Origin of the sequence: Pseudomonas sp. S3E12 (genome assembly GCF_001702295.1) — a bacterium.
Lineage (GTDB): Bacteria > Pseudomonadota > Gammaproteobacteria > Pseudomonadales > Pseudomonadaceae > Aquipseudomonas > Aquipseudomonas marginalis.
In genome coordinates this window covers 187,767-212,964 of the sequence record NZ_MBDT01000003.1, presented here as the reverse complement: position 1 = coordinate 212,964, position 25,198 = coordinate 187,767, and the positions used below count along the sequence as shown (strand labels likewise).

Here is a 25,198-nt window from a genome sequence, read left to right as displayed (position 1 = left end):
GCCTTACTCCATGAAAGGCGACTTTCTGAACGGGCTGGTCGGTTTGGGCTTATCCACACTCTGCTCATAGCTGTAGCCCAAGTCAGCAATGTTCATCATGTCGCTGATCTTGTGTGTCCATGGCTTGAGCACGTCGTCAAAGTTGTGCCCTGGTGGTCCCGCCTCAAGGGGCGCGTAATGCGGTGACCACGCCGAATCATCGCCAGCTCGTAGCTGCTGCCAATCAGCCCATACCTTATCGATATAACAATGATGAAGGAAAAAAACCGGATCATCAGGTGATGTCATCGGCAGCATATTGCCGCCAATCCACAGGTGAACACGGTTGTGCAGCTGAGAACCAGGCTTCTCAACGTTCTTGCAGTCGCCGCGCTGGGTAATCCAACCTTCCAGGCGATTTCGAAACCCCGTGGTGAAAGGACTGGAATTATAGGGAGGCGTGTCGTACAACCGCTCATTCATCGCCATCGCCAGGTCTGCGGGTGTCGGTACCGAATCGATGACTACACCGAACTGACGCTTCAAACCGGTCCCTGGTAGCCCATCCTCAGGGTACCCAGGCACAGGCCAATTGCCTTCTTTTTCGGCGAAAGGTCCCGTGGCGACTCGCCATTGGTCAGCCTCGACACCATCGCCCCCCATGAAGTCGTCTGCCCATACGGGAGAGTCACGAGGCGCGGCGACATCTTGAGTCCAGTCCCAATAAGGCACGGTGAGATCCGGGTAAAGCCGTTGCAGATCTGTCTCAAACTGGATGAGGAACGCCCGATGCCAAGGGAGAAATGAAGGCCCTCTGTGAGCTCCGTTACGATAGTTAGGATGGCGAGGCTCATGGGGCAGCACGGTAGGGATCATCACATGATGGTGCTGATGAACATATTCGTCATACCGGCCCTCTTTCTTGAGTTGGAGGCAGGCCTTCACAAAACGGCGTTTTTCCTCATTCGTCAGTGAACGAATGTTTTTTCTTACCTTTGCTTTCACGTCCATAACCATATCCATGCGCAAATTACTGACGTGGATAACGTAGGACGCTGACTTTTTACCTTCTACTGTCAAAAATAACAGTTCCAAACAAATCCCGACGGGTGGCCTGGGCTCCGCAAAAGCCCAGGTCCTGGTACCCTTCCCTCCCTACGACTCTTTCCAAGGCGACCCAATGACTCTCTGCGGCATCGAAATCAAAGGCAGCGAAGCCATCATCGCCGTCGCTTCCCTGGCCGATCAGACGCTGACCCATGTCGCCCTGGCCACCAAGAAAATCGCCCTCGAAGACGACGATGAAGCGGCCAACGTCAAAGCGTTCGCCGCCCAGGTGAAAGCGTTCGTGCAGGAAAATGCGATCGAACGCATCGTCATCAAGAAGCGCAGCAAGAAAGGTGAATTCGCCGGGGGCCCGACCACCTTCAAGATTGAAGGGGTGTTTCAGTTGCTCGATGGGGTTGAAGTGACGTTACTGTCGCCGCAGACCATCAACGCCCAGAACAAGAAGCACAACTTCGAACTGCCAGCGACGCTGAACAAATATCAGCATGAAGCGTTCAAGGCGGCCTGCTCAAGCCTGATGAAAAAGTAATCCGCATCAACTTCTGACGCACTGTTCCAACCCATGACCGCCGCCTTCGTATTCGGGGCCGTAATAATATTTGGTGAAAGCGAGTTTACCTTCCGGTGTTGGAACAACTTGAGCAACACCGACCCCATAATCTTTCAGTGCCGGGTCGGTATGCGCAAAGTAAACCGCCAGCGTATCCGAGGTGCCAGCGGCAAAACCGTTGTAGCGAGAGTTGTCCTCCAACGTCAGGGTGAAGGTGTAGGCACCGTACTTGCCGGTACTTTGCCTGGCGTTGAGCTGCATATCGACAACCCCCTTGAAGGCGCCGATATGGCTATCACGACCCGTACACTCATAACGCCCGCTGTAATCGGCTCCAGTGAACGACGCGGGTGCGGAGGCGGGGGCTTTGGCAGCCCAGGCGGGGGCAGATGCAAAAGCGATGAAGGCAAGCATTTTCCTAAGCATACGGACCTCTTGTCGTTTAACTTAAGTAGTTAAGTACGAACTTTAAATATCAGTTGATTAATGGTTAGTTTGACTAACTGGCGTCAGCCGCAACGGTTTTTACATTAGCAGCCCCCTCTACCGGCGACATAGCCGACACCACGGAAAAGGATAACTCCTACATTAGATCCACCCTGTCAAACACTCGACACCACAATGGAAGTTGCTCAGGGCCATCCGCTGGTCTGAAGCGAACCTTGAGTTTCACGCACTCACCTAGGCTGAAATCACTGCTCATCCGAGCAGTGACAAGCAACGTATTGCGAGCAATTCAAGGAGATGATCATGGCATGGTTCCCATCCCTGGCTGCCCTGGGAGGTAGCAGTGGCACACGTACAATGGCCGGTCCGCAAACGATAGGCCAACTCAAGTCAGGTACTTCACGCCTGGTGGACGCTTACCCTTATGACTACGCAAGTATCCTCCGTGCCTCCAGCCCCGAATCAGGCTGGCTGGCCCAGCCTCTGGAGGGTGTAGAGAAAGACGCGCGTGTCGTCATCATTGGCGCAGGCATGTCCGGGCTGCTGACGGCAAGAGAGCTGCTGCGCGCAGGCTTGAATGTGGTGTTGTACGAACGCAACCAGCTGGAACAGGTCGATGACGACTGGCACCGCTATATCCATGGCCGCACCTGCAGTTTCGTGCGCAAGCTGGAAGCCGACATAGTGTGTGAACTGGGAGCCATGAGGTTCCCCGCGAAGGCCAAGGTCACCTGGGAAGTATTCGGGGACATCCTGGGAGATGACACATTACTCCAACTGTTCCCCAACCCAGGCCTGGTACCCACTGTCCTGTGCCAGGACGGTATCGCCCATCGGTGGCTGGCAGGCAGCATACAAGCGCCCGACCTGCCCCCACAGTTCGTCAAAGTCTCCACCGATGTGCGCAATGCGATCAACGACATACAAGGCGGCGGCTCCAGCATTCTCCAGATTCTGCGGTTGCTTGAACAACCCCGGCTGTCCGCTGAAGAAGAAAACCGCATCCAGGCGTTCTGGACGGCGATGATCGAGCGCTTCGACAAACTGGACCTGGGCACCTGGCTGCTTGGCAACGTAGCGGAGCCCAAGGGGTGGACGCCAGAGCAGTTGGCAATTTTCGTCAACGTAGGCTTCGGCACGGGCGGCATGGGCAGCATGTTTTCCATGGGGTTCCTGGAGATGCTGCGAATCTGGCTGTGGGATTACCTGGATGAATATGCTCTGCCGGCAGGCATTGGCTCGGGCATGATCGCGCATGCCATCCTGAAAAAGCTCAGGGACGAATTCGGCCCAGCCGGCAAGAACACCTTTACCGTGCATGAACGCCATGAGGTACAGGAAATGGGAGTCTTCGTATCGGCCGACGGAGGGTCAGCCCAAGCCGGCCTGCTGGTACGCAACCTCAACAAAGAAGGGGTAGAAGGCGTCGCATTGGTACCGGTGAACACCGACCATATCGTTGCTGCCATACCTCATACGGCCCTGCTGACGATGATGTCGCTGGCCAGTGAACTGAGCTATCCGCGTAACGGCTTACGGGTAGAAATCCCGATCAATGGCGTACCTCACGCCTTTCATAGCTACTTCGACAAAGCCTGGCCTTCGGCAATCTATAAAAGCCATATAGCGCCACTGAAAAACGCCTTGGCGCGGCTCAATATGATGAACGCCAGCAAGTCGTTTTATGTCGTTCCCCAAGCGCCATGGGCACAGGGCTCAACACTGGCCAGCAGTTGGGCGCGCATCGACGGCAGGCCCATACGCTGCCTCATGAGCGAAGGCTGGACCCGCTCCAGCTACTTCATCCCGGCAATCGCGGAGGATCGGCCCGGCCCTGTTGCCGTATTGCTTTCGTACACGTGGAACCTGGACTCGATCATGGCGCGCAGCGTGCTGGATATCGCACCATCCCGGGAAAATGGCACGCTGGGCATTGCTGATTTCACCGAAAGCCCGGCCTGGTTCGGGCCTGGATTTCCCCAGCAATGGTGGCGAAGCTCCAGGGCGTGGGCCAGCGTGCTGCCCTATGTGCAGAACCCGACCCGCCAGGTTCGTACGACGGTGTACTTCCACTCTTTGTTGGGTAACAGGCAGGACGACCCCAATGCCATTGGCGTCGACTGGCAGGATCAGATCGGTACAGCAGGTGGGTTCAAACTCGACGCACCTGGAGACTTCGCGACTTCGAATGCGTTGTGCAACCTGTACCTGTTCACCCAGGACCCCGCATTCAACTCACAGGCAAGGGACCGAGTCTATCGGCAAATATTCCTGTCCTCGGACAGTGCCAGCAACTACCCAGGCTGGTGTGAAGGGGCCTTTATGTCCGGGATGAATGCCGCCATCGGTGTATTGGCGAGTATCAATCAGGACAAACTCAAACCAGAGCCTGCACAGTTGCTGCTGGGCAATCCACTGGCGGCCATCAATCGACTGGTCCCCCTCAAGCCTTACGTCAGACAGCCGTAACACACTCTTCGAATGGGATTAACGTCATGAAGGTCGTCGCTGAAGTGAGTGGTAGCACCCGCCACGCTAGTCTTTCCCTACGCCGTATCGAATAGGCCAAACCAGTCTTTGGACTGGTTTGGCCTTCCTGCCCTCCTACTTCCTGGCCGCAATACCGGCCGCCTTGCTTCGTTTGACATGGCGCAGCCACTCGCCGAACGATTTGTCTTCGAGCGCATACCCGCCGCGACTCGACTTCCACACCAACTCCTTGTCGCGCAAGGCATCGATGCAGGCCTGGACGGTCTGCGTGCCCGGCACCACGTCACTGCCCATGGCTTCCAGCGCCTTGCTGACAGCCGTGAGGGTACTGTCGGTGAAGGGTGCGAAGGGTTCGTTGTTCTGGGAACGCTCCACCATCACCTCCAGCACAGCGCGCTGCGGGATGGTCAGGGCGTTCCAGGCACTTTCGAACTCGGTCCATACACCCGCGCGCAGCAGTTCGGCGCGACTGTGCAGCAATTGGCCCAGATTGCTCGCCTCGCCCAGTTCCAACGCGACTTCACCGATGATCGTGCGCAACATCTCGGGACGCCGGCCTACCAGCTCAAATGCCTCATCAATATCAGCCGCGTTGAACTGGTTGGTCTCGGCCAGGTGCGCGTTGAGGTGCACGGTGTAGGCCTGGGTGAACTCTTTACCCAGCAGCGGAAACGGCGTGATGCTGGAACCGAAGAACGGCTGGCTTTTACCCAATACCAAATGGGCGAGTTTGTCGCGATTGGAGCCGGTAAACACCAGGCGCAAGCCGCTGCCCTCCTCGTCACGGCCCTGGTTGAGCTGATCCCGGGCAGCCTTCAGCGCGAACATCGCATTGATACCCGACTCGGTGGTTAAGGCGTGCTGCGCTTCGTCAATCACCAGCACAACAGGTTTTTCTGCAGCACTGTGGAGCAGTTCCAAGGCTTGGGTCAGCGTCGCACCGACAGGCAATTGTGGCTTGGTAAAGTCCCAGGAGAGCGTTCGCAGAAAGCTCAGTTTCTCGATGCCAATGTTCTTGGCCAGTTTGCGAATGCCCTTTTCATAGGGAACCAGGGCAGCCGCAATAGCACTAGCAATCAACTCGGCAGGATCTTTCTCTTTGTCAGCCCAGAGATCCACATACACCGTCAGCCAGCCCCGGAGCTGACATTCCGGAATCAAGTCTTCGCGCAGGAAAGTGCTTTTGCCGGTGCGACGGGGGGCCGCGAGAAACAGGCCAGAGGTGAAATCCTGAATACCGGCGCCCACCAGGCCATCGGCAATACTGCTTGCCAGGGCGGGGCGACGGAACACGAAGCCGCTGTGCTTGGACATGGATTTATACTCAATTATGAAAACAACTATAAATTATAGTTATGAGTATAATTCACTATAATTGCCCGTCAAACCACCTCCCGTCGCCGATCCTCCCTCGGACACTTGGCAAACCTCGCCCGATAACTCCGGGTGAAATACGACGGCGACTCGAACCCGCAGGCAATGCTCACCTCCAGCACGCTCATATCGCTCTGGCGCAGCAGCTGCCGGGCTTTTTCCAGGCGCAGGCCAAGGTAGAAGTTGCTCGGGGTATCGTTCAAATGCAGGCGAAACAGACGCTCCAACTGGCGCCGGGTAACTTTGATCGCGTCGGCCAACGCCAAGGTGCTCAGGGGCGGTTCGGTGTGCTGCTCCATCTCGCCGATCACTTGCACCAGCTTCTTGTTGTTGATGCCGTAGCGCGTGGCGATCTGCATGCGCTGGTGATCCTTGCGCGGGCGGATGCGGCCGAGTACGAACTGTTCGGAGACCTGGATCGCCAGGTCGGCGCCGTGGGCCTGGGCGATCAGGTCGAGCATCAGGTCGATGGAGGCGGTGCCGCCGGCGCAGGTGATGCGGCGGCGGTCGATTTCGAACAGTTCCTGGGTCACGCTCAGGTGCGGGTACGACTCCTTGAAGGCATCGATCGCTTCCCAGTGCAGGGTCAGGCGGTGGCCGTCGAGCAGGCCGGCTTCGGCGAGCACGCAGGCGCCGGTGTCGATGGCGCCGAGGGTCACGCCGTCATGGTCCAGACGGCGCAGCCAGTGTTCCAGCGCCGGCGTGGCGAACTGCAGCGGTTCGAAGCCGGCCACCACCAACAGCGTCGCGCCCTTTTTCAGCGGTTCCAGCGCGGCGTCGGCGTTGACCGACATGCCATTGCTCGCCAGCACCGCGCCGCCATCGGCGCTCAGCACATGCCAGCGGTACAACTCGCCACGAAAGCGGTTGGCCACGCGCAAAGGTTCCAGTGCAGAAATAAAACCGATAGCCGAGAACCCCGGCATCAGCAGAAAGTAGAAATCCTGGGACATGGTGGCGCTCTCGTAGGACGGGCAGCGTGGCACTGTGATACTCCCGTTCTCGGGTGGATTCAAGGGGGCAGGTCGCTGCAGTGCAAGAGCTGGTCGCCGCCGTGCGTTTTGTCGCCTCCAAAGCTACGTAACTTGGCCTCACGGCGCACAAAGACGCCGGCCCCCACAATAACGACCTGCCGAGGGATCCACCATGAACCGACTGATTCGCCGCTGCGTGCTTGCACTCAGCGCCAGCGCCATCTTGAGCACGAACGTATGGGCTGCCGACGCGGCATCCTGCCAGAACGTGCGCATGGGCGTGGTGAACTGGACCGACGTCATCGCCACCAGCGCCATGACCCAAGTGTTGCTCGACGGCCTCGGCTACAAGACCAAACAAACCAGCGCCTCCCAGCAAATCATCTTCGCCGGTATCCGTGACCAGCGCCTGGACCTGTTCCTCGGCTACTGGAACCCGCTGATGACCCAGACCATCACGCCGTTCGTCGACGCCAAGCAGGTCAAAGTCCTCGACAAACCCAGCCTGGAAGACGCCCGCGCGACCCTCGCGGTGCCGACTTACCTGGCGGACAAAGGCCTGAAGACCTTTGCCGACATCGCCAAATTCGAGAAGGAGCTGGGCGGCAAGATCTACGGCATCGAGCCGGGCTCGGGGGCCAACACCCAGATCAAGGCGATGATCGCCAAGAACCAGTTCGGCCTGGGCAAGTTCCAACTGGTGGAATCCAGCGAGGCCGGCATGCTTGCCGCCGTGGACCGTGCGGTACGCCGCAAGGAAGCCGTGGTGTTCTTCGGCTGGGCGCCGCACCCGATGAACGTCAATATCGCGATGACCTACCTCACCGGCAGCGATGACGCCCTGGGCCCGAACGAAGGCATGGCCAGCGTGTGGACGGTCACCGCGCCGGCCTACGCCGAACAGTGCCCCAACGTGCACAAGCTGCTGACCAACCTGACCTTCACCGCCGCCGACGAGAGCCGGATGATGCAGCCGTTGCTGGATCACAAGGACGCCCTCGAGTCCGCCAGGCAGTGGCTCAAGGATCACCCCCAGGACCAGGCGCGCTGGCTCGAAGGCGTGACCACCTTCGACGGCAAACCGGCTGCAGCCAACCTGCAACTCACCAGCAAATAACCTGATTTGAACCACCGTGTCGCAGCCGCTCCTGGCTGCGAACGGCACCACTACGCCCGTAAGGAACCGCCCCATGAACCACGACGTCATCATCACCTGCGCACTCACCGGTGCTGGCGACACGACCGCCAGAAGCCCACACGTGCCGGTCACCCCCAAGCAAATCGCCGCCGCCGCGGTGGAAGCCGCCAAGGCGGGCGCCACCGTGGTGCACTGCCATGTGCGCGACCCCGAGACCGGCAAGTTCAGCCGCGACGTCGCCCTGTACCGCGAGGTGATGGAGCGCATCCGTGAGGCTGACATCGACATCATCGTCAACCTCACCGCCGGCATGGGCGGCGACCTGGAGATCGGCGGCGGCGAGCACCCGATGGAATTCGGTCCCAATACCGACCTGGTCGGCCCGCTGACCCGCCTGGCCCATGTGGAAGAGCTGCTGCCAGAAATCTGCACCCTGGACTGCGGCACCCTGAACTTCGGTGACGGCGACACGATTTACGTCTCCACGCCGGCGCAGTTGCGTGCGGGCGCCAAGCGCATCCAGGAACTGGGCGTGAAGGCCGAGCTGGAAATCTTCGACACCGGCCACCTGTGGTTCGCCAAGCAGATGATCAAGGAAGGCCTGCTCGACAACCCGCTGTTCCAACTGTGCCTGGGCATTCCATGGGGCGCGCCGGCCGACACCACCACCATGAAGGCCATGGTCGATAACCTGCCGGCCGACGCGGTGTGGGCCGGGTTCGGGATCGGCCGCATGCAAATGCCCATGGCCGCGCAGGCGGTGCTGCTGGGCGGCAACGTACGGGTCGGCCTGGAGGACAACCTGTGGCTGGACAAGGGCGTACTCGCCACCAACGGTCAACTGGTGGAACGCGCCGGCGAAATCCTCAGCCGCCTGGGCGCGCGGGTCATGACCCCGGCGGAGGGTCGCATCAAGATGGGCCTTACCAAACGCGGCTAACCGAATCAAAAAATGTGGGAGGGGCTTGCCCCCTCCCACAGGGAATCACCGAACGTTTTAGGAATTTGCCATGCGCTTTATCACTGAGATCAAAACCTTCGCCGCCCTGGGCAGCGGTGTTATCGGCAGCGGCTGGGTGTCCCGCGCGCTGGCCCACGGCCTGGATGTGGTGGCCTGGGACCCGGCGCCGGGTGCCGAAGCGGCGCTGCGCAAGCGCGTCGCCAATGCCTGGGGCGCCCTGGAAAAACAGGGCCTGGCACCCGGCGCAGCGCAAGACCGCCTGCGCTTTGTGGCCACCATCGAAGAATGCGTGAAAGACGCCGACTTCATCCAGGAAAGCGCCCCGGAACGCCTGGAGCTGAAGTTGGAATTGCACAGCAGGATCAGCGCCGCGGCCAAGCCCGATGCATTGATCGGTTCAAGTACCTCGGGGCTGTTGCCGAGTGAGTTCTACGAGGGCTCGACCCACCCGGAACGCTGTGTGGTCGGCCATCCGTTCAACCCGGTCTATCTGCTGCCGCTGGTGGAAGTGGTCGGCGGCAAGCACACCGCGCCGCAAGCGATCCAGGCCGCGATCAAGGTGTATGAATCCCTCGGTATGCGCCCGCTGCATGTGCGCAAGGAAGTCCCCGGGTTTATCGCCGACCGTTTGCTTGAAGCGCTGTGGCGCGAGGCATTGCACCTGGTGAATGACGGCGTGGCCACCACCGGCGAGATCGACGATGCCATCCGCTTTGGCGCCGGCCTGCGCTGGTCGTTCATGGGCACCTTCCTCACCTACACCCTGGCGGGTGGCGATGCGGGCATGCGCCACTTCATGGCGCAGTTCGGCCCGGCGTTGCAGTTGCCGTGGACCTACCTGCCGGCACCGGAGTTGACCGATAAGTTGATCGACGACGTGGTCGATGGCACCAGCGACCAGCTGGGCAAACACAGCATTTCGGCGCTGGAACGCTATCGTGATGATTGCCTGCTGGCGGTGCTGGAAGCGGTGAAAACCACCAAAGCCAAGCACGGCATGACCTTCGCCGAATAACGGAACCCTCACCATGCCTGCACTGACCACCTACACCACCCCAGTCCTTGCCGACTGGGTGGACTACAACGGCCACCTGCGCGACGCGTTCTACCTGCTGATCTTCAGCTACGCCACCGACGCGCTGATGGACACCCTCGGTTTGGACAGTGAAAACCGCGAAGCCAGCGGCCATTCGCTGTTCACCCTGGAACTGCACCTGAACTACCTGCACGAGGTGAAACTGGGCGCCGAAGTGGAGGTGCACACGCAACTGATCGCCCACGACGCCAAGCGCCTGCACCTTTATCACAGCCTGCATTTAGTGGGCGATGAGAAAGAACTGGCCGGCAACGAACAGATGCTGCTGCACGTCGACCTGGCGGGTCCGCATTCGGCCCCGTTTGCCGAGGCGACGTTGGAGAAACTCATTGCGATCAGCGCTGAGCAAGCCGACCTGCCAAGGCCCGCGCTCCTCGGTCGAGTGATTGGACTGCCCCCGAAAAAATAAGGAGCCATCATGCAAACCGCCGCCGCTGTTGCCGATTTCCGTACTTACCCGAAGCTCTGCGACCTCGCCGATGCACAGGTGCTGGACGATCAGATTCGCGTGACATGGGCCGATGGCCGGGTCAGCCCGTTTCACCATCAGTGGCTGCGGGACAACTGCCCGTGCACGCAATGCGTGTACAGCGTGACCCGCGAGCAAGTGCTGGAAATTGTCGATGTGGATGAAAACCTCGGCGCCATCAGCGTGCGTATCGACCAGGGCTTCCTCAGCGTGGAATGGCACGGCGGTCATCGCAGCCAGTACGATCCCGGCTGGCTGCGGGCCCATGCCTACGACGATGAATCCCGCGCCGAACGCCGGGCGGCGAAACCAAAGTCGCGGCTCTGGGACAACACCTTCGAACTGCCTATATTCGACTACGCGGCGGTCATGCAAGACCCTGCGGCGCTGCTGCAATGGCTGCTGGCCTTGCGTGACGCGGGCCTGACGCAAATGCGCGGCGTACCCACCGAACCCGGCTCCCTGGCGCGTGTTGCCCAGCGTATTTCATTTATCCGCGAGAGCAATTTCGGCGTGCTGTTCAACGTGCAATCCAAGGCCGATGCCGACAGCAATGCCTACACCGCTTTCAACCTGCCCTTGCACAGTGATTTGCCGACCCGGGAGCTGCAACCGGGGCTGCAATTCCTGCATTGCCTGGTCAACGATGCCGACGGGGGCGAAAGTATTTTTGTCGATGGGTTTGCCATCGCCAATGCCCTGCGCGAGGAGGATCCCGAAGCATTTCGCGCGTTGTGTGAAATACCCGTGGAGTTTCGCAACAAAGACCGTCACAGCGACTATCGTCGCCTCGCGCCGATCATCGCATTGGACGCCTTGGGGGATGTGGCAGAGATTCGCATGGCCAACTTCTTGCGTGGGCCGTTCGAGACGTCGGTGGCGCAGATGCCGTTGCTGTATCGGGCTTATCGACGCTTTATCGCGATGACGCGCGAGGCGCGCTTTCGGCTGGTCAAGCGCCTGAACCCGGGCGAGCTGTGGTGCTTCGATAACCGCCGCACGTTGCATGCGCGCAATGCGTTTGATCCCACCTCCGGGGCGCGGCACTTTCAGGGTTGCTATATCGACCGGGATGAACTGCTTTCGCGAATCCTGGTGCTGCAGCGCTAAAAAAGCCCCGGTCCAGCCGTGACTGGATCGGGGCAGAGTGCCTTGTGTGAGCCGTGCATCCCGAGGGTGACCAAACCTTCAAGCTGCTTGCTGATGGACAGTGTGCCTATTACTTCAGTGGGTAAATGGCCCGAAAACGACACGCTCATAGCCATCTGAGCCATTCGTGCATTCTGCCCTTGCCGACCGGCCGGGGGCCTACCAGAATCCAAGTCGATCCCCGCTCCCTTCACCAGGATAAACGTCATGATGCATGCGGATTTGATTGACCAGGATGACCTGCTGAGCCAACTGCGCTCCCTGGGTTTCGAGGTGTCCAGCGGCGCCAGCGCCGAACAGGCCTGCGAGTGCGCGGTACGCGGTTTGAGCGAAGCGCGGGCCAAGGCGCTCAAGGGTATGGTTGAGCAGATGTACACCGGCAGTGCGACGATTTTGCCGGCGGTGCGCCAGGCGATCGACAAGCAGTTGTTGCCAGCGCTGATGCAGTTCAAGCAGAACTCCGGCGCCTGACAGACCGCTATCGGGGGCAAGCCCCCTCCCACATCTGGCCAGGTTCGTCATGACAACTCGGTCACGTGTGGGAGGGGGCTTGCCCCCGATACAGTCAACTCGATTTAAAGCCGTACACTCGCGAAAGTCGACTCATTGCGCGCCTGGCTCAACGCCGACATCGGCCCCGACAACGGTGACAACACCAGCGCCTGCGGAATCGGCATCATCGCCACCTGCTGGGTGGTGTTGGAGCCCACACGCTCATCCCGTGGCGGAATGCCGAAGTATTCGCGGTAGCACTTGGAGAAGTGCGGCGTGGAGACAAACCCGCACACCGAGGCCACTTCGATGATCGACATCGGCGTTTGCTTGAGCAACTGCCGCGCGCGAATCAGGCGCAGCTTGAGGTAGTAGCGCGACGGCGAGCAGTGCAGGTATTTCTGGAACAGCCGCTCCAGCTGGCGACGCGACACGGCGACGTACACCGCCAGTTCGTCGAGGTCGATCGGCTCTTCGAGGTTGGCCTCCATCAGCGCGACGATTTCCTGCAGCTTCGGCTGGTTGGTGCCCAGCATGTGCTTGAGCGGCACACGCTGGTGATCCTGTTCGTTGCGGATGCGCTCGTACACGAACATCTCGGAGATCGCCGCCGACAGTTCGCGGCCGTGATCGCGGCTGATCAGGTGCAGCATCATGTCCAGCGGCGCAGTGCCGCCCGAACTGGTGAAGCGGTTGCGGTCGAGGGTGAACAAACGGGTGCTCATCGACACGCGTGGGAAGGCTTCCTGCATCGACGCCAGGCATTCCCAGTGCACGCTGCAATCGAAGCCGTCGAGCAGACCGGCACAGGCCAGGGCCCAGCTGCCGGTGCACACCGCGCCAAGGCGACGGGACTGGCGCGCCTGGCTTTGCAGCCACGACACATGCTCACGGGTCACGGTGCGCTGGATACCCACGCCGCCGCACACAATCACAGTGTCCAGGGCCGGGGCTTTGTGCATGGAGGCATCGGGGGTGATTTGCAGACCGTCGCTGGCCCATACCTGATTGCCGTCGACACTCAGGGTTGTCCAGCGATACAGCTCGCGGCCGGACAGCTGGTTGGCCATGCGCAGCGGTTCCACGGCCGACGCCAGGGAAATCAGCGTGAAATTGTCCAGCAGCAAAAAGCCGATGGATTGAGGCGCACGGTTCTGGGGTTGGGCCCCGGAGTTGAACGACGTCATGGCGGTATCTCCTCACACAAAGCAGGTGATGGCCTCAGGCGAGGCTCTTGTTATTGCGCTCTTCATCCAGCAAGGCGAGAGGCTTTGAATTCATAGAGCAAATGCCATGCCTAAATTTGAATGGCCATTCAACAAATCCTGAAAACGACCTGATGACGCGTCTAAATAAGCCCGCGCGGTAAGTGCGGGATATGGCCGAAAATGGAGTGGCAGCCGCCCTGCTCAAGGGGTGTGAGCAGTTCGGTATCACTTGTGGGAAGGCGCTTTCAGCGCGTAGGAAAAGTCTGTCACCGCACGCACAGGTGACGGGTGGTCGAGGGGAAAATCGTTTGGAAGCTACTTATCTGTTTGCGACGCGCTAAAAGGTGGCGATTTTGGTTGGAGTGTTCACTTGTAGTGAGCGGGCTTGCCCCGCGCTGGGTGGCGAAGCCGCCCCAAAATCACGCGACCGGGTTTTATCTGAAACTATGTGGTGCCTTTATTGGGGAGGCTTCGCCACCCAGCGCGGGGCAAGCCCGCTCACCACAAAGGCCCTGTTCATCACAACAAGCTAATCAGCACTCCACCGCACTGACCGCCAACCCGCCCCGGGACGTCTCTTTGTACTTGTCATGCATATCCGCCCCGGTATCGCGCATGGTGCGGATCACGCGGTCCAGGGAGATAAAGTGCTGGCCATCACCGCGCAGGGCCATCTGCGCCGCGTTGATCGCCTTCACCGCGGCAATCGCATTGCGCTCGATGCACGGCACTTGCACCAGCCCGCCCACCGGGTCGCAGGTCAGGCCGAGGTTGTGCTCCAGGCCGATTTCGGCGGCGTTGCACAGTTGCTCCGGGGTTGCGCCGAGGATCTCCGCCAGCCCGGCCGCGGCCATGGCGCAGGCCGAACCCACTTCACCCTGGCAACCGACTTCGGCCCCGGAGATCGAGGCGTTCTTCTTGCACAGGATCCCCACCGCCGCCGCACTGAGCAGGTAGTCGACCACGTTGGCTTCGGTGACTTCGTCGCTGAACTTCATGAAGTAGTGCAGCACCGCGGGAATGATCCCCGCCGCCCCGTTGGTGGGCGCCGTGACCATACGTCCACCGGCGGCGTTTTCTTCGTTCACCGCCAGGGCGAACAGGTTGACCCACTCCATCGCACTCAAAGTCGAGCCGATCACATTGGGCTTGTTCAACTCCTGCAGGCTGCGGTGCAACTTGGCGGCACGACGGCGCACATTGAGGCCGCCGGGCAGGATGCCTTCGTGCTTGAGGCCCTCCTCCACGCACGCCTGCATGGCGCGCCAGAGCTTCATCAGGCCACTGCGGATTTCGTCTTCGGAGCGCCAGACTTTTTCATTGGCCAGCATCAACTCGGCAACGCGCAGGTTGTGGGTCTTGCACAGCTGCAACAACTCCACCGCGCTGGAGAAATCATAGGGCAACTCGGTGCGGTCCATGTCCGCCACACCGCTCTGCGCCTGGGCTTCATCCACCACGAAACCACCGCCCACTGAGTAGTAGGTGTCGCGGTGCAGCTCGCCGTCATCACCAAACACCACCAGGGTCATGGCGTTGGGGTGGAACGGCAGGTTTTCGTCGAGCAGGCGCATGTCCCGGGCCCACACGAACGGCACGGGCAAACGCCCGTCGAGCAGCAATGTGTCGGTTTCGCGCAGGGTGTGGATGCGCACGCCGATCTGCGACGGATCGATCGCATCCGGCCACTCGCCCATCAGCCCCATGATGGTGGCGGTGTCGCTGCCGTGACCGATGCCGGTGGCGGACAGCGAACCGTACAGCTGAACTTCGACACGCCTGACTTGTTCCAACAGTTCACGTTCACGTAACCCCTGGACGAACAACGCCGCGGCGCGCATGGGGCCGACGGTGTGAGAACTGGAAGGCCCGATGCCGATCTTGAACAGGTCGAAAACACTGATAGCCATTGCGGTAGAACTCCTCGATAAGCACGGCCAGGCTTGAACGAGGTGCTACGCTCAGATCGCCCAGATGGCGGCATCATCAAGCTTTTGCTGTCGCTCACGGCGTCTCACACCGACGCACCCATGCTCACCAGCGTCGCTCCCGTGCGATCGCCTGTTTCAGCCGTTTTTAGCGGTGCAGATGGGCAAAAACAGCGGTTTTACCTTGGGAAAAACCTGTAAGCGACGTCACCGACACTGGATACGACCCTCCCTGTACTGGATACGACGCCCCCTGTAGGCGTCAGATTTTCACTGGTACATGATCAGTCTCGACTCGTTTGCAAGGCACCGTGGCAGAGCTGTCGCCGCACGCTCCAACCGCAACACTTATAAAGCGCGGCGAATGCCGCCAGAAAAAACACAGGAGTCTACCCAGATGAAAGGTTCACCCTCGTTGTTGTTGGCCGCCATGCTGAGTCTGCCAGTCATGGCGCACGCCGCAGAACCGGAACAGTGCAAGACCGTCAACTTCTCCGATGTCGGCTGGACCGACATCACCGTCACGACCGCGACCACCAGCGAAATCCTCAAGGGCCTGGGCTACAAGACCAAGACCACGATGATTTCCGTTCCTGTGACCTACAAGTCCCTGGCCGACGGCAAGAACATGGACGTGTTCCTCGGCAACTGGATGCCGACCATGGAAAACGACATCAAGCAGTACCGTGATGCCGGCACCGTGGAAACCGTGCGCGCCAACCTGGAAAACGCCAAGTACACCCTGGCGGTACCCGAGGCGCTGTACAACAAGGGCCTGAAAGACTTCGCCGATATCGCCAAATTCAAGGATGAGCTGGGCGGCAAGATCTACGGCATCGAGCCGGGTAACGACGGCAACCGCACCATCCAGACGCTGATCGACAAAGACGCCTTCGGCCTCAAGACCGCCGGTTTCAAAGTGGTCGAATCCAGCGAAGCCGGGATGCTTTCCCAGGTGGAGCGCGCCACCAAGCGTGACCAGGCCATCGTGTTCCTCGGCTGGGAACCGCACCCGATGAACACCCGCTTCAAGATGAAGTACCTGACCGGGGGTGACGATTCGTTCGGCCCCAACTACGGCCAGGCCACCATCTACACCAACACCCGCAAGGGCTATACCGAGGAATGCAGCAACGTGGGTCAGTTGCTGAAGAACCTGGTGTTCACCTTGAACATGGAAAGCACCCTGATGGGCAACGTCCTGGACGACAAGATGAAGCCCGATGCCGCCGCCAAGGCCTGGCTGAAAAAGAACCCGCAAGTCCTCGACACCTGGCTCGCCGGGGTCACCACCGTCGATGGCAAACCAGGCCTGGAGGCCGTCAAAGCGTATCTCGCCAAGTAATCCCGCTGACCCCGGGGCGGTGCGCTGCCCCGGGATGTTTTCCCTCTTCGCATGTGGACATTCACTACCATGCTGACTGAACAGAAAATCCCACTAGGCCAGTACATCGCTGCCTTCGTCGAATGGTTGACCCAACACGGCGCCAACTACTTCGACGCAATCGCATCGACACTGGAAACGATGATCCACGGCGTGACGTTCGCGCTGACCTGGTTCAATCCGCTGGCATTGATCGGTCTGATTGCGCTGCTGGCTCACTTTATTCAACGTAAATGGGGACTGACTGTTTTTGTCATCGCCTCCTTCCTGCTGATCCTCAACCTGGGGTACTGGCAGGAAACCATGGAGACCCTCGCGCAGGTGCTGTTCGCCACCCTGGTCTGCGTGGTCATCGGTGTGCCGCTGGGCATTGTTGCCGCGCACAAACCGCTGTTCTACACCATGATGCGGCCGGTGCTCGATCTGATGCAGACCGTACCGACCTTCGTCTACCTCATCCCTACCCTGACCCTCTTCGGGCTGGGTGTGGTGCCTGGGTTGATTTCCACGGTGGTGTTCGCGATTGCCGCGCCGATCCGCCTGACCTACCTGGGTATCCGTGATGTACCGCAAGAGTTGATGGACGCCGGCAAGGCCTTTGGCTGCTCGCGCCGTCAGTTGCTCTCGCGCATTGAACTGCCCCACGCCATGCCGAGCATCGCTGCCGGTATTACCCAATGCATCATGCTGTCGTTGTCGATGGTGGTGATCGCGGCCCTGGTGGGCGCCGACGGCCTCGGCAAGCCGGTGGTCAACGCGCTGAACACCGCCGATATCGCCCTGGGCTTCGAAGCCGGCCTGGCGATTGTGCTGCTGGCCATCATGCTCGACCGCATCTGCAAACAACCCGACGCCAAAGTAGGGGGTGATGCATGAGCATTATCCGATTCGACAATGTCGACGTGATCTTCTCCAAAGACCCACGCGAAGCGCTCAAGCTGCTGGACCAGGGCATGAGCCGTAACGAAATCCTGAAAAAGACCGGGCAGATTGTCGGCGTTGAAAAGGCCAGCCTGGATGTGGAAAAAGGCGAGATCTGCGTGCTGATGGGCCTGTCGGGCTCCGGCAAGTCGAGCCTGCTGCGCTGCATCAACGGCCTCAACACCGTCAGCCGTGGCCAACTGTTCGTGGAGCATGAAGGTCGCCAGATCGACATCGCCTCCTGCAGCCCCGCCGAGCTGAAAATGATGCGCACCAAGCGCATCGCCATGGTGTTCCAGAAGTTCGCCCTGATGCCTTGGCTGACGGTGCGCGAGAACATCAGCTTTGGCCTGGAAATGCAGGGCCGCCCGGAAAAAGAACGGCGCAAGCTGGTGGACGATAAACTCGAGCTGGTGGGCCTGACCCAATGGCGCAACAAGAAGCCCGATGAGCTGTCCGGCGGCATGCAACAACGCGTCGGCCTGGCTCGCGCGTTGGCGATGGACGCCGACATCCTGCTGATGGACGAGCCCTTCTCCGCCCTCGACCCGTTGATCCGCCAGGGCCTGCAGGACGAGTTGCTGGAACTGCAAAGCAAGCTGAGCAAGACTATCGTGTTCGTCAGCCACGACCTCGACGAGGCGCTCAAGCTGGGCAGCCGCATCGCGATCATGAAAGACGGCAAGATCATCCAGTACAGCGTGCCGGAAGAGATCGTGCTGAACCCGGCGGACGACTACGTACGCACCTTCGTCGCCCATACCAACCCGCTGAACGTACTGTGCGGCCGTAGCCTGATGCGCACACTGGACAACTGCAAACGCGTCAACGGTTCGGTGTGCCTCGACCCGGGTGGCGACTCATGGCTGGACCTGGCCGAAGGCAACACCATCCAGGGCGCCCGCCAGAATGGCGTGGTGATGAACCTGCAGCACTGGGCGCCGGGGCAACCGGTGGAAGGTCTGGGTCGGGTGCCGACACTGGTGGATTCGAATATCGGCATGCGTGATGCGCTGCAGATTCGTTACCAGACGGGGAACAAGCTGGTGTTGCATGACAACAACCAGGTGGTGGGGATCCTCGGCGACAGTGAGCTCTACCACGCCCTGCTGGGCAAAAACCTGGGCTAACACACACTGCAAAACAACTGTGGGAGGGGGCTTGCCCCCGATAGCGGTGGATCAGTAACAGATGGACTGACTGACACACCGCTATCGGGAGCAAGCCCCCTCCCACATTTAAAGCACCACCAGGCTCAACTATCAGCTATAGACACGGCCAAGGAGCTGCCGATGGCTTTCAAACTGATCGAGCACGTCCCGGGTGATCTGTTCCTGGGCGAAGCCCATCAGGTCGTATTCCTGAGGCCCGTTGTGCAGGTACACCTCGGCCCGGTAATAGCGGGTGCGTTCTTCTTCGGGCAGGTCGCTCGGTGCCGACGAGTAAGCATCCAGGCTCACTTCATAAACGAACGGGTTGCCCTCTTCCATCTCGATGCGCACACCGATGCAGCGCTTGGATTTACCCAGCAGCGTCTGCACTTCCAAACCTTGTTCACGCAACGCAGTCGCCGCTTCTTCCAGCGCCGGCGTGACGTGCTTGTCCATAAAGCGCTGCACAGTGCCCTGGCTCGGTTGCAGGTCGAGTGCCGTCAAACGCTCGCTGAAGCCACGACGCCCGCGTTCAGCCAGTTGCGCCTGCTCCTGTTCGATCGCCACGTCCTGACGCATCGCCTTGTGCAAACCGAACATAAAGAAAATCAGCACCACCGAGAACGGCAGCCCCGCCAGCACCACCATGGTTTGCATGGCTTCGAAGTTGCCGGCAAACAGCAGGCCGATGGTCACCAGGGTGATCACCGCCGACCAGAAGATGCGCAACCAGTGCGGTGCGTCTTCATCCACATTGCCGCCTTTGCAGGAAAGGTTGGCCATCATCACCGCACCGGAATCCGCCGGGGTCAGGAACAGCACAAAGCCCACGAAGATCGACACGCCGATAACGATTTTCGACGCCGGGTAATGCTCCAGCAACTGGTAGATGGCCATGGACGGTTGTTCCAGCGCCGTCTTGCCCAACTCCACCGCACCATGGTTGAGCACCAGGTCCAGGGCCGAGTTACCGAAGATCGACAACCACGCCAGGGTAAAGCCCAGGGGAATCAGCAACACGCCGGCCACCAGTTCACGCACCGTACGGCCACGGGAAATCCGCGCGATGAACATGCCTACGAATGGTGCCCAGGAAATCCACCAGGCCCAGTAGAACAGGGTCCACAGGCCCATCCAGCGTTCGGTCTTGTCACCATCGCCTTCGTACACATAGAGGTCGAAGGTTTTCAGCACGATGCCGTTGAGGTAGTCGCCGGTGTTCTGCACCAGGCCATTGAGCAGGTGCAGGGTCGGGCCGAACAACAGCACGAAGATCAGCAAGCCGCTGAACAGCACGATGTTGAGGTTGGACAGGCGGCGGATGCCGTTCTCCACGCCCGACACGGCGGCGATGGTCGCCACGGTGCTCATCACAATGATTACGATCAGCAGGTTGGTGTTGCTGTGCGCCATGCCGAACAGGTTTTCCAGGCCGGACGACACCTGCATCGAACCGATGCCCAGGTTCGTTACCAGGCCCAGCAGGGTCACGAACATGCCGAAACCGTCCACCGCGTGACCGGCCGCGCCCTTCACCCAACGCTCACCCACCAGCGGGTACAACGCCGAACGCAAGGCCAGCGGCTGGTTATGCCGGTAGGCGAAGTACGCCACCGCCAGGCCGACCAGCGCATAGATCGCCCAGCCATGCAGGCCCCAGTGCAAAAAGGTCAACTGCAACGCCTGGCGTGCCGCGCTGTTGCTGGCGGCGGCGCCTTCGGGCGGGTTGAAGTAGTGATCCAGCGGCTCGGAGGCACCGAAGTACAGCAGCGAGATGCCGATACCCGACGAGAACAGCATGCCGGCCCAGGCGCCGTAGCTGAAGTCCGGGGTGTCGTCCTTGCTGCCCAGTTTCAACTTGCCATAGGACGAAAACGCCAGGCCGACCACAAACACCAGGTAAGCGGCGATGACCACCATGTAGTACCAGCCGAAGCTTTTGGAAAGCCAGGCCTGGGCTACGCCGAGCATGCGCCCGGCCTCCTGCGGGGCGATGATCAGAATGGCGGTCAACAACAGAATCAGCGCGGTGGAGGTGTAGAACACCCAACCGTTGACCCGTACCTTTTCCGGCGGGGTCTTTATAAGAGAGGCAGAACTCATGGCGCAGATGCTCCGGGCAGTGCGAGAGAGAAACACAAGGCAGCGGTTATCCCGACCTATCGATTTTTCGGCAGTCGACGGACGGGTGTTATAAAGACACCCCGAAAATCCTTGAGCCCCACCAGGCAGTGGGCAGGCCTTGATACCGCCTGTTTCAAAGGTTTTTGCAGGTGCCGGATGCCGCGGCCCTCACGTAGGAAATACCTGTAGGCAGCGACCATTTGTCGCAGAGCTTATTCTTTGTTGATTGAACGTTCAATCAAAACAAAATAGACTGGCCTTCAAGTCGACGAACGTTCATCGCCCGTCGGCAGGCCTAAGGAGAGGTGCTACATGCCCAAGGTCGGTATGCAACCCATACGCCGCCAACAGTTGATCGAAGCCACGTTGACGGCCATCGACCAGGTCGGAATGGGAGATGCCAGCATTGCGCTGATCGCCCGTTTGGCCGGGGTCTCGAACGGCATCATCAGTCACTACTTTCAGGACAAGAACGGCCTGATCGCCGCGACGATGCGCTACCTGATGAACGTGCTGATCGAGAACGTCCACGAACGCAGGCTTGCGCTGAAGGACGACAGCCCACGGGCGCACCTTCGGGTGATCATCGAGGGCAACTTCGACGCCAGCCAGGTCAATGGCCCGGCAATGAAAACCTGGCTGGCCTTCTGGGCCACCAGCATGCATCACCCGTCATTGCACAGGTTGCAGCGGATCAACGATCAACGTCTGTATTCCAACCTGTGCTGCCAGTTCCGCCGAGTGCTGCCACTGCCGCACGCACGCAAAGCAGCCAGAGGCCTGGCGGCCCTGATCGACGGTTTGTGGTTGCGCGGCGCCCTGTCGGGAGACGCTTTCGACACGGCGCAGGCGCAACGGATCGCTTACGAATACATGGATTTCCAATTGGCCAAGCAGGTGAGTTAGAGCCCTTATAAACGCTCAACCCCTGAACGTCCGCCGCCCAGTGTTGCCACACCCTCATGGCCCACTGTGCGGCGGGTAACGCCAACCACTTATGCACTTGCGAGGACTTTATGGCCCGTTTCGACCTGCAAAAACTCTACATTGACGGCGGCTACAGCGACGCTGGCAGCGATGCCACCTTCGACGCCATCAACCCGGCTAACGGTGAAGTTCTCGCCCAAGTGCAACGCGCAACGTTCGACGACGTTGAACGTGCCGTGGTCAGCGCTGAAAAAGGCCAGAAAATCTGGGCCGCCATGACCGCCATGGAGCGTTCGCGCATCCTGCGTCGTGCCGTCGACATCCTGCGCGAGCGCAACGACGAACTGGCCGCCCTGGAAACCCTGGACACCGGTAAAGCCTTCTCCGAAACCCAGTACGTCGACATCGTCACCGGCGCCGACGTGCTGGAATACTACGCCGGCCTGGTACCGGCCATCGAAGGCGAGCAGATCCCACTGCGCGACACCTCGTTCGTCTACACCCGCCGCGAGCCCCTGGGCGTGGTCGCCGGTATCGGCGCGTGGAACTACCCGATCCAGATCGCCCTGTGGAAATCCGCACCGGCCCTGGCCGCCGGCAACGCGATGATCTTCAAGCCAAGCGAAGTCACCTCGCTGACCACCCTGAAACTGGCCGAGATCTACACCGAAGCCGGCGTTCCAGCCGGCGTGTTCAACGTCTTGACCGGCAGCGGCCGTGAAGTCGGTACCTGGCTGACCGAGCACCCGCGCATCGAGAAAGTCTCGTTCACCGGCGGCACCGACACCGGCAAGAAAGTCATGGCCAGCGCTTCGAGCTCGTCGCTCAAGGAAGTGACCATGGAACTGGGCGGCAAGTCGCCGCTGATCGTGTTCGAAGACGCCGACCTGGATCGTGCGGCCGACATCGCGATGATGGCCAACTTCTACAGCTCCGGCCAGGTCTGCACCAACGGCACCCGCGTGTTCGTGCCCAAGCACCTGCAAGCGGCATTCGAAGCCAAGATCGTTGAGCGCGTTGCACGCATCCGCGTTGGCGACCCGCAGGACGCCAACACCAACTTCGGCCCGCTGGTCAGCTTCGCCCACATGGAAAGCGTGCTGGGCTACATCGCCAAAGGCAAGGAAGAAGGCGCCCGCGTGCTGTGCGGCGGCGACCGCCTGACCGACGGCGACCTGGCCAAAGGCGCCTTTGTGGCCCCGACCGTGTTCACCGACTGCACCGACGAGATGACCATCGTCCGTGAAGAAATCTTCGGCCCGGTGATGAGCATCCTCACCTATGAAACCGAAGAAGAAGTGATCCGCCGCGCCAACGACACCGACTTCGGCCTGGCTGCGGGCCTTGTGACCAAGGACCTGAACCGCGCCCACCGCGTGATTCACCAGCTGGAAGCGGGCATCTGCTGGATCAACGCCTGGGGCGAATCCGACGCGAAGATGCCGGTGGGTGGCTACAAGCAATCCGGTGTGGGCCGTGAAAACGGCATCAGCTCGCTGAATAACTTCACCCGCATCAAATCGGTACAGGTTGAGCTGGGCGACTACGCCTCGGTGTTCTAAGACCCGGGTTCTGTAGTGCCTTTGAGGCCGCCATCGGGGCTTGTCGCACCGCCCCGATGAGGTCCGACCTGACCACACTTCAAAGAGGGTGCATTTATGTCCCAAGAATACGACTACATCATTGTGGGTGCCGGCTCCGCCGGTAACACCCTGGCGACCCGTCTGACCGAAGACGAAGGCGTCACCGTCCTGCTGCTGGAAGCCGGCGGCCCCGACTACCGCCTCGACTTCCGTACCCAGATGCCCGCCGCCCTGGCCTTCCCACTGCAAGGCCGGCGCTACAACTGGGCCTACGAAACCGATCCGGAGCCGCACATGGACGGCCGCCGGATGGAATGCGGGCGTGGCAAGGGCCTGGGTGGCTCTTCGCTGATCAACGGCATGTGCTACATCCGTGGCAACGCCATGGACTACGACAACTGGTCGAAGCTGCCAGGCCTGGAAGACTGGAGCTACCTCGACTGCCTGCCGTATTTCCGCAAGGCCGAAACCCGCGACATCGGCCCGAACGACTGGCACGGCGGCGATGGCCCGGTCAGCGTGACCACGCCTAAAGCCGGCAACAACCCGCTGTTCCACGCCATGGTTGAAGCGGGCGTGCAGGCCGGTTACCCGCGCACCGAAGACTTGAACGGCTACCAGCAGGAAGGCTTCGGCCCGATGGACCGCACCGTCACGCCTAACGGCCGTCGCGCCAGCACCGCACGCGGTTACCTGGACATAGCCAAGAAGCGCTCCACACTGACCATCGTCACCCACGCCCTCACCGACAAGGTGTTGTTCGAAGGCAAGCGTGCCGTGGGTGTGCGTTACCTGATCGGTGCCGCCGAAGAGCGCGTGGAAGCCCGTGCGCGTAAAGAAGTACTGGTGTGCAGCGGCGCAATCGCTTCGCCGCAGCTGCTGCAACGCTCCGGCGTGGGCCCGGCCAAGCTGCTGGAAAGCCTCGACATCCCGGTGGTCCACGATCTGCCCGGCGTCGGCGAAAACCTGCAGGACCACCTTGAGCTGTACCTGCAATATGCGTGCACCCAGCCGGTGTCGCTGTACCCGTCGCTGCTCTGGTACAACCAGCCGGCCATCGGTGCCGAGTGGCTGTTCAACGGCACCGGCATCGGCGCCAGCAACCAGTTCGAAGCGGGCGGTTTCATCCGTACCCGTGAAGAATTCGAATGGCCGAACATCCAGTACCACTTCCTGCCGGTCGCGATTAACTACAACGGCAGCAACGGAGTGAAAGAGCACGGCTTCCAGGCGCACATGGGCTCCATGCGCTCGCCGAGCCGTGGCCGCGTGCAACTGAAGTCGAAGAACCCACGGGACTACCCGAGCATCCTCTTCAACTACATGGCCACCGAGCAGGACTGGCAGGAATTCCGCGACGGCATCCGCCTGACCCGTGAAATCATGCAGCAGCCGGCACTGGACCCGTACCGTGGCCGCGAAATCAGCCCGGGCATCGAGGTGCAAACCGATGAGCAGTTGGACAAGTTCATCCGCGAGCACGCCGAGACCGCGTTCCACCCGTCCTGCTCATGCAAGATGGGCGACGACGAGATGGCCGTGGTCGATGGCGAAGGCCGCGTGCATGGCATGCAGGGCCTGCGCGTAGTCGATGCGTCGATCATGCCGATCATCACCACCGGCAACCTGAACGCGCCGACGATCATGATCGCCGAGAAAATCGCCGACAAGATCCGTGGCCGCCAGCCGCTGCCGCGCAGCACTGCCGACTACTACGTGGCCGGCGACGCGCCGGTGCGTGGCAAGCCGTTACGTGAAGTGGGGCCATTGGCGCAATAACGCCAA

The 25,198-nt window shown here is 60.5% G+C and carries 21 protein-coding genes; 14 read left to right on the top strand and 7 right to left on the bottom strand.

Features of this window, described 5'->3' with window-relative positions; genetic code table 11:
• Positions 1-3: 3 nt before the first annotated feature.
• Entirely contained in the window at positions 4-1,074 is a 1,071-nt protein-coding gene (locus tag BB029_RS02960; protein ID WP_256558120.1) for a tyrosinase family protein, read from the bottom strand.
• 85 nt (positions 1,075-1,159) lie between these two features.
• Here BB029_RS02960 and BB029_RS02955 point away from each other — a divergent pair, with 85 nt between their 5' ends.
• Complete coding sequence (locus tag BB029_RS02955; RefSeq protein ID WP_065938184.1) at positions 1,160-1,576, top strand: DUF3010 family protein; 417 nt, start codon at positions 1,160-1,162, stop codon at positions 1,574-1,576.
• Between the two features lie 6 nt (positions 1,577-1,582).
• On the opposite strand, the gene BB029_RS02950 is transcribed toward BB029_RS02955, so the two are convergent.
• Entirely contained in the window at positions 1,583-2,023 is a 441-nt protein-coding gene (locus BB029_RS02950; protein WP_065938183.1) for a hypothetical protein, read from the bottom strand.
• Positions 2,024-2,347: 324 nt separating this feature from the next.
• On the opposite strand from BB029_RS02950, the gene BB029_RS02945 reads away from it, so the two are divergent.
• A complete protein-coding gene (locus BB029_RS02945) occupies positions 2,348-4,513 on the top strand; it encodes an FAD-dependent oxidoreductase (RefSeq protein WP_168166793.1) in 2,166 nt (721 codons plus the stop codon).
• Positions 4,514-4,648: 135 nt separating this feature from the next.
• Here BB029_RS02945 and BB029_RS02940 read toward each other — a convergent pair whose 3' ends face one another.
• On the bottom strand, positions 4,649-5,848 hold the full coding sequence (locus BB029_RS02940; RefSeq protein WP_065938181.1) for an AAA family ATPase: 1,200 nt from the start codon (positions 5,846-5,848) through the stop codon (positions 4,649-4,651).
• A gap of 68 nt (positions 5,849-5,916) precedes the next feature.
• The gene (locus BB029_RS02935; protein WP_027606007.1) at positions 5,917-6,861 is read right to left on the bottom strand and encodes a GlxA family transcriptional regulator; all 945 of its coding nucleotides are present in this window, start codon (positions 6,859-6,861) and stop codon (positions 5,917-5,919) included.
• Between the two features lie 193 nt (positions 6,862-7,054).
• Between BB029_RS02935 and BB029_RS02930 the strand changes: the two genes are divergently transcribed.
• The 6 genes from BB029_RS02930 to BB029_RS02900 all read left to right on the top strand — a co-directional run bounded on the left by BB029_RS02930 (position 7,055) and on the right by BB029_RS02900 (position 12,166).
• Positions 7,055-7,999: a choline ABC transporter substrate-binding protein gene (locus BB029_RS02930; protein WP_065938180.1), complete on the top strand. Its 945-nt coding sequence runs from the start codon at positions 7,055-7,057 to the stop codon at positions 7,997-7,999.
• Positions 8,000-8,072: 73 nt separating this feature from the next.
• Entirely contained in the window at positions 8,073-8,960 is an 888-nt protein-coding gene (locus BB029_RS02925) for a 3-keto-5-aminohexanoate cleavage protein (protein ID WP_027606009.1), read from the top strand.
• A 70-nt stretch (positions 8,961-9,030) separates the two neighbouring features.
• A complete protein-coding gene (locus tag BB029_RS02920; protein WP_065938179.1) occupies positions 9,031-9,996 on the top strand; it encodes an L-carnitine dehydrogenase in 966 nt (321 codons plus the stop codon).
• Positions 9,997-10,009: 13 nt separating this feature from the next.
• Positions 10,010-10,486: a thioesterase family protein gene (locus BB029_RS02915; protein ID WP_027606011.1), complete on the top strand. Its 477-nt coding sequence runs from the start codon at positions 10,010-10,012 to the stop codon at positions 10,484-10,486.
• A 9-nt stretch (positions 10,487-10,495) separates the two neighbouring features.
• Positions 10,496-11,656, top strand: coding sequence for a gamma-butyrobetaine dioxygenase (locus BB029_RS02910; RefSeq protein WP_065938178.1), 1,161 nt, complete (start codon positions 10,496-10,498; stop codon positions 11,654-11,656).
• 246 nt (positions 11,657-11,902) lie between these two features.
• Entirely contained in the window at positions 11,903-12,166 is a 264-nt protein-coding gene (locus tag BB029_RS02900) for a hypothetical protein (RefSeq protein ID WP_027606014.1), read from the top strand.
• Between the two features lie 104 nt (positions 12,167-12,270).
• Here BB029_RS02900 and BB029_RS02895 read toward each other — a convergent pair whose 3' ends face one another.
• Entirely contained in the window at positions 12,271-13,374 is a 1,104-nt protein-coding gene (locus BB029_RS02895) for a GlxA family transcriptional regulator (RefSeq protein WP_065938176.1), read from the bottom strand.
• A 554-nt stretch (positions 13,375-13,928) separates the two neighbouring features.
• The gene (locus tag BB029_RS02890; RefSeq protein ID WP_065938175.1) at positions 13,929-15,305 is read right to left on the bottom strand and encodes an L-serine ammonia-lyase; all 1,377 of its coding nucleotides are present in this window, start codon (positions 15,303-15,305) and stop codon (positions 13,929-13,931) included.
• 415 nt (positions 15,306-15,720) lie between these two features.
• Between BB029_RS02890 and BB029_RS02885 the strand changes: the two genes are divergently transcribed.
• The 3 genes from BB029_RS02885 to choV all read left to right on the top strand — a co-directional run bounded on the left by BB029_RS02885 (position 15,721) and on the right by choV (position 18,758).
• On the top strand, positions 15,721-16,668 hold the full coding sequence (locus BB029_RS02885) for a choline ABC transporter substrate-binding protein (RefSeq protein ID WP_065938174.1): 948 nt from the start codon (positions 15,721-15,723) through the stop codon (positions 16,666-16,668).
• Positions 16,669-16,737: 69 nt separating this feature from the next.
• Complete coding sequence (choW, locus tag BB029_RS02880) at positions 16,738-17,583, top strand: choline ABC transporter permease subunit (protein WP_016972877.1); 846 nt, start codon at positions 16,738-16,740, stop codon at positions 17,581-17,583.
• Positions 17,580-18,758, top strand: coding sequence for a choline ABC transporter ATP-binding protein (gene choV / locus BB029_RS02875; RefSeq protein WP_065938173.1), 1,179 nt, complete (start codon positions 17,580-17,582; stop codon positions 18,756-18,758). Before choW ends, choV begins: the two co-directional genes overlap by 4 nt.
• 132 nt (positions 18,759-18,890) lie before the next feature.
• On the opposite strand, the gene BB029_RS02870 is transcribed toward choV, so the two are convergent.
• Complete coding sequence (locus tag BB029_RS02870) at positions 18,891-20,825, bottom strand: BCCT family transporter (RefSeq protein ID WP_256558122.1); 1,935 nt, start codon at positions 20,823-20,825, stop codon at positions 18,891-18,893.
• Between the two features lie 390 nt (positions 20,826-21,215).
• Here BB029_RS02870 and betI point away from each other — a divergent pair, with 390 nt between their 5' ends.
• From betI to betA, 3 genes are all read left to right on the top strand, one after another.
• Positions 21,216-21,809 carry a transcriptional regulator BetI gene (gene betI, locus BB029_RS02865; RefSeq protein WP_053128113.1) on the top strand — a complete coding sequence of 198 codons (594 nt, stop codon included), beginning with the start codon at positions 21,216-21,218 and terminating at the stop codon, positions 21,807-21,809.
• A gap of 110 nt (positions 21,810-21,919) precedes the next feature.
• A complete protein-coding gene (betB, locus tag BB029_RS02860) occupies positions 21,920-23,392 on the top strand; it encodes a betaine-aldehyde dehydrogenase (RefSeq protein ID WP_027606021.1) in 1,473 nt (490 codons plus the stop codon).
• Positions 23,393-23,488: 96 nt separating this feature from the next.
• Positions 23,489-25,192 (top strand): choline dehydrogenase, encoded by a 1,704-nt coding sequence (betA, locus tag BB029_RS02855; RefSeq protein WP_027606022.1) that lies wholly within the window; start codon positions 23,489-23,491, stop codon positions 25,190-25,192.
• Positions 25,193-25,198 lie beyond the last annotated feature (6 nt).

Coding starts and splice junctions, on each gene's coding strand:
- BB029_RS02955 (WP_065938184.1), top strand. CDS start 1,160: ATGACTCTCTGCGGCATCGAAATCAAAGGCAGCGAAGCCATCATCGCC.
- BB029_RS02950 (WP_065938183.1), bottom strand. CDS start 2,023: ATGCTTAGGAAAATGCTTGCCTTCATCGCTTTTGCATCTGCCCCCGCC.
- BB029_RS02945 (WP_168166793.1), top strand. CDS start 2,348: ATGGCATGGTTCCCATCCCTGGCTGCCCTGGGAGGTAGCAGTGGCACA.
- BB029_RS02940 (WP_065938181.1), bottom strand. CDS start 5,848: ATGTCCAAGCACAGCGGCTTCGTGTTCCGTCGCCCCGCCCTGGCAAGC.
- BB029_RS02935 (WP_027606007.1), bottom strand. CDS start 6,861: ATGTCCCAGGATTTCTACTTTCTGCTGATGCCGGGGTTCTCGGCTATC.
- BB029_RS02930 (WP_065938180.1), top strand. CDS start 7,055: ATGAACCGACTGATTCGCCGCTGCGTGCTTGCACTCAGCGCCAGCGCC.
- BB029_RS02925 (WP_027606009.1), top strand. CDS start 8,073: ATGAACCACGACGTCATCATCACCTGCGCACTCACCGGTGCTGGCGAC.
- BB029_RS02920 (WP_065938179.1), top strand. CDS start 9,031: ATGCGCTTTATCACTGAGATCAAAACCTTCGCCGCCCTGGGCAGCGGT.
- BB029_RS02915 (WP_027606011.1), top strand. CDS start 10,010: ATGCCTGCACTGACCACCTACACCACCCCAGTCCTTGCCGACTGGGTG.
- BB029_RS02910 (WP_065938178.1), top strand. CDS start 10,496: ATGCAAACCGCCGCCGCTGTTGCCGATTTCCGTACTTACCCGAAGCTC.
- BB029_RS02900 (WP_027606014.1), top strand. CDS start 11,903: ATGATGCATGCGGATTTGATTGACCAGGATGACCTGCTGAGCCAACTG.
- BB029_RS02895 (WP_065938176.1), bottom strand. CDS start 13,374: ATGACGTCGTTCAACTCCGGGGCCCAACCCCAGAACCGTGCGCCTCAA.
- BB029_RS02890 (WP_065938175.1), bottom strand. CDS start 15,305: ATGGCTATCAGTGTTTTCGACCTGTTCAAGATCGGCATCGGGCCTTCC.
- BB029_RS02885 (WP_065938174.1), top strand. CDS start 15,721: ATGAAAGGTTCACCCTCGTTGTTGTTGGCCGCCATGCTGAGTCTGCCA.
- choW (WP_016972877.1), top strand. CDS start 16,738: ATGCTGACTGAACAGAAAATCCCACTAGGCCAGTACATCGCTGCCTTC.
- choV (WP_065938173.1), top strand. CDS start 17,580: ATGAGCATTATCCGATTCGACAATGTCGACGTGATCTTCTCCAAAGAC.
- betI (WP_053128113.1), top strand. CDS start 21,216: ATGCCCAAGGTCGGTATGCAACCCATACGCCGCCAACAGTTGATCGAA.
- betB (WP_027606021.1), top strand. CDS start 21,920: ATGGCCCGTTTCGACCTGCAAAAACTCTACATTGACGGCGGCTACAGC.
- betA (WP_027606022.1), top strand. CDS start 23,489: ATGTCCCAAGAATACGACTACATCATTGTGGGTGCCGGCTCCGCCGGT.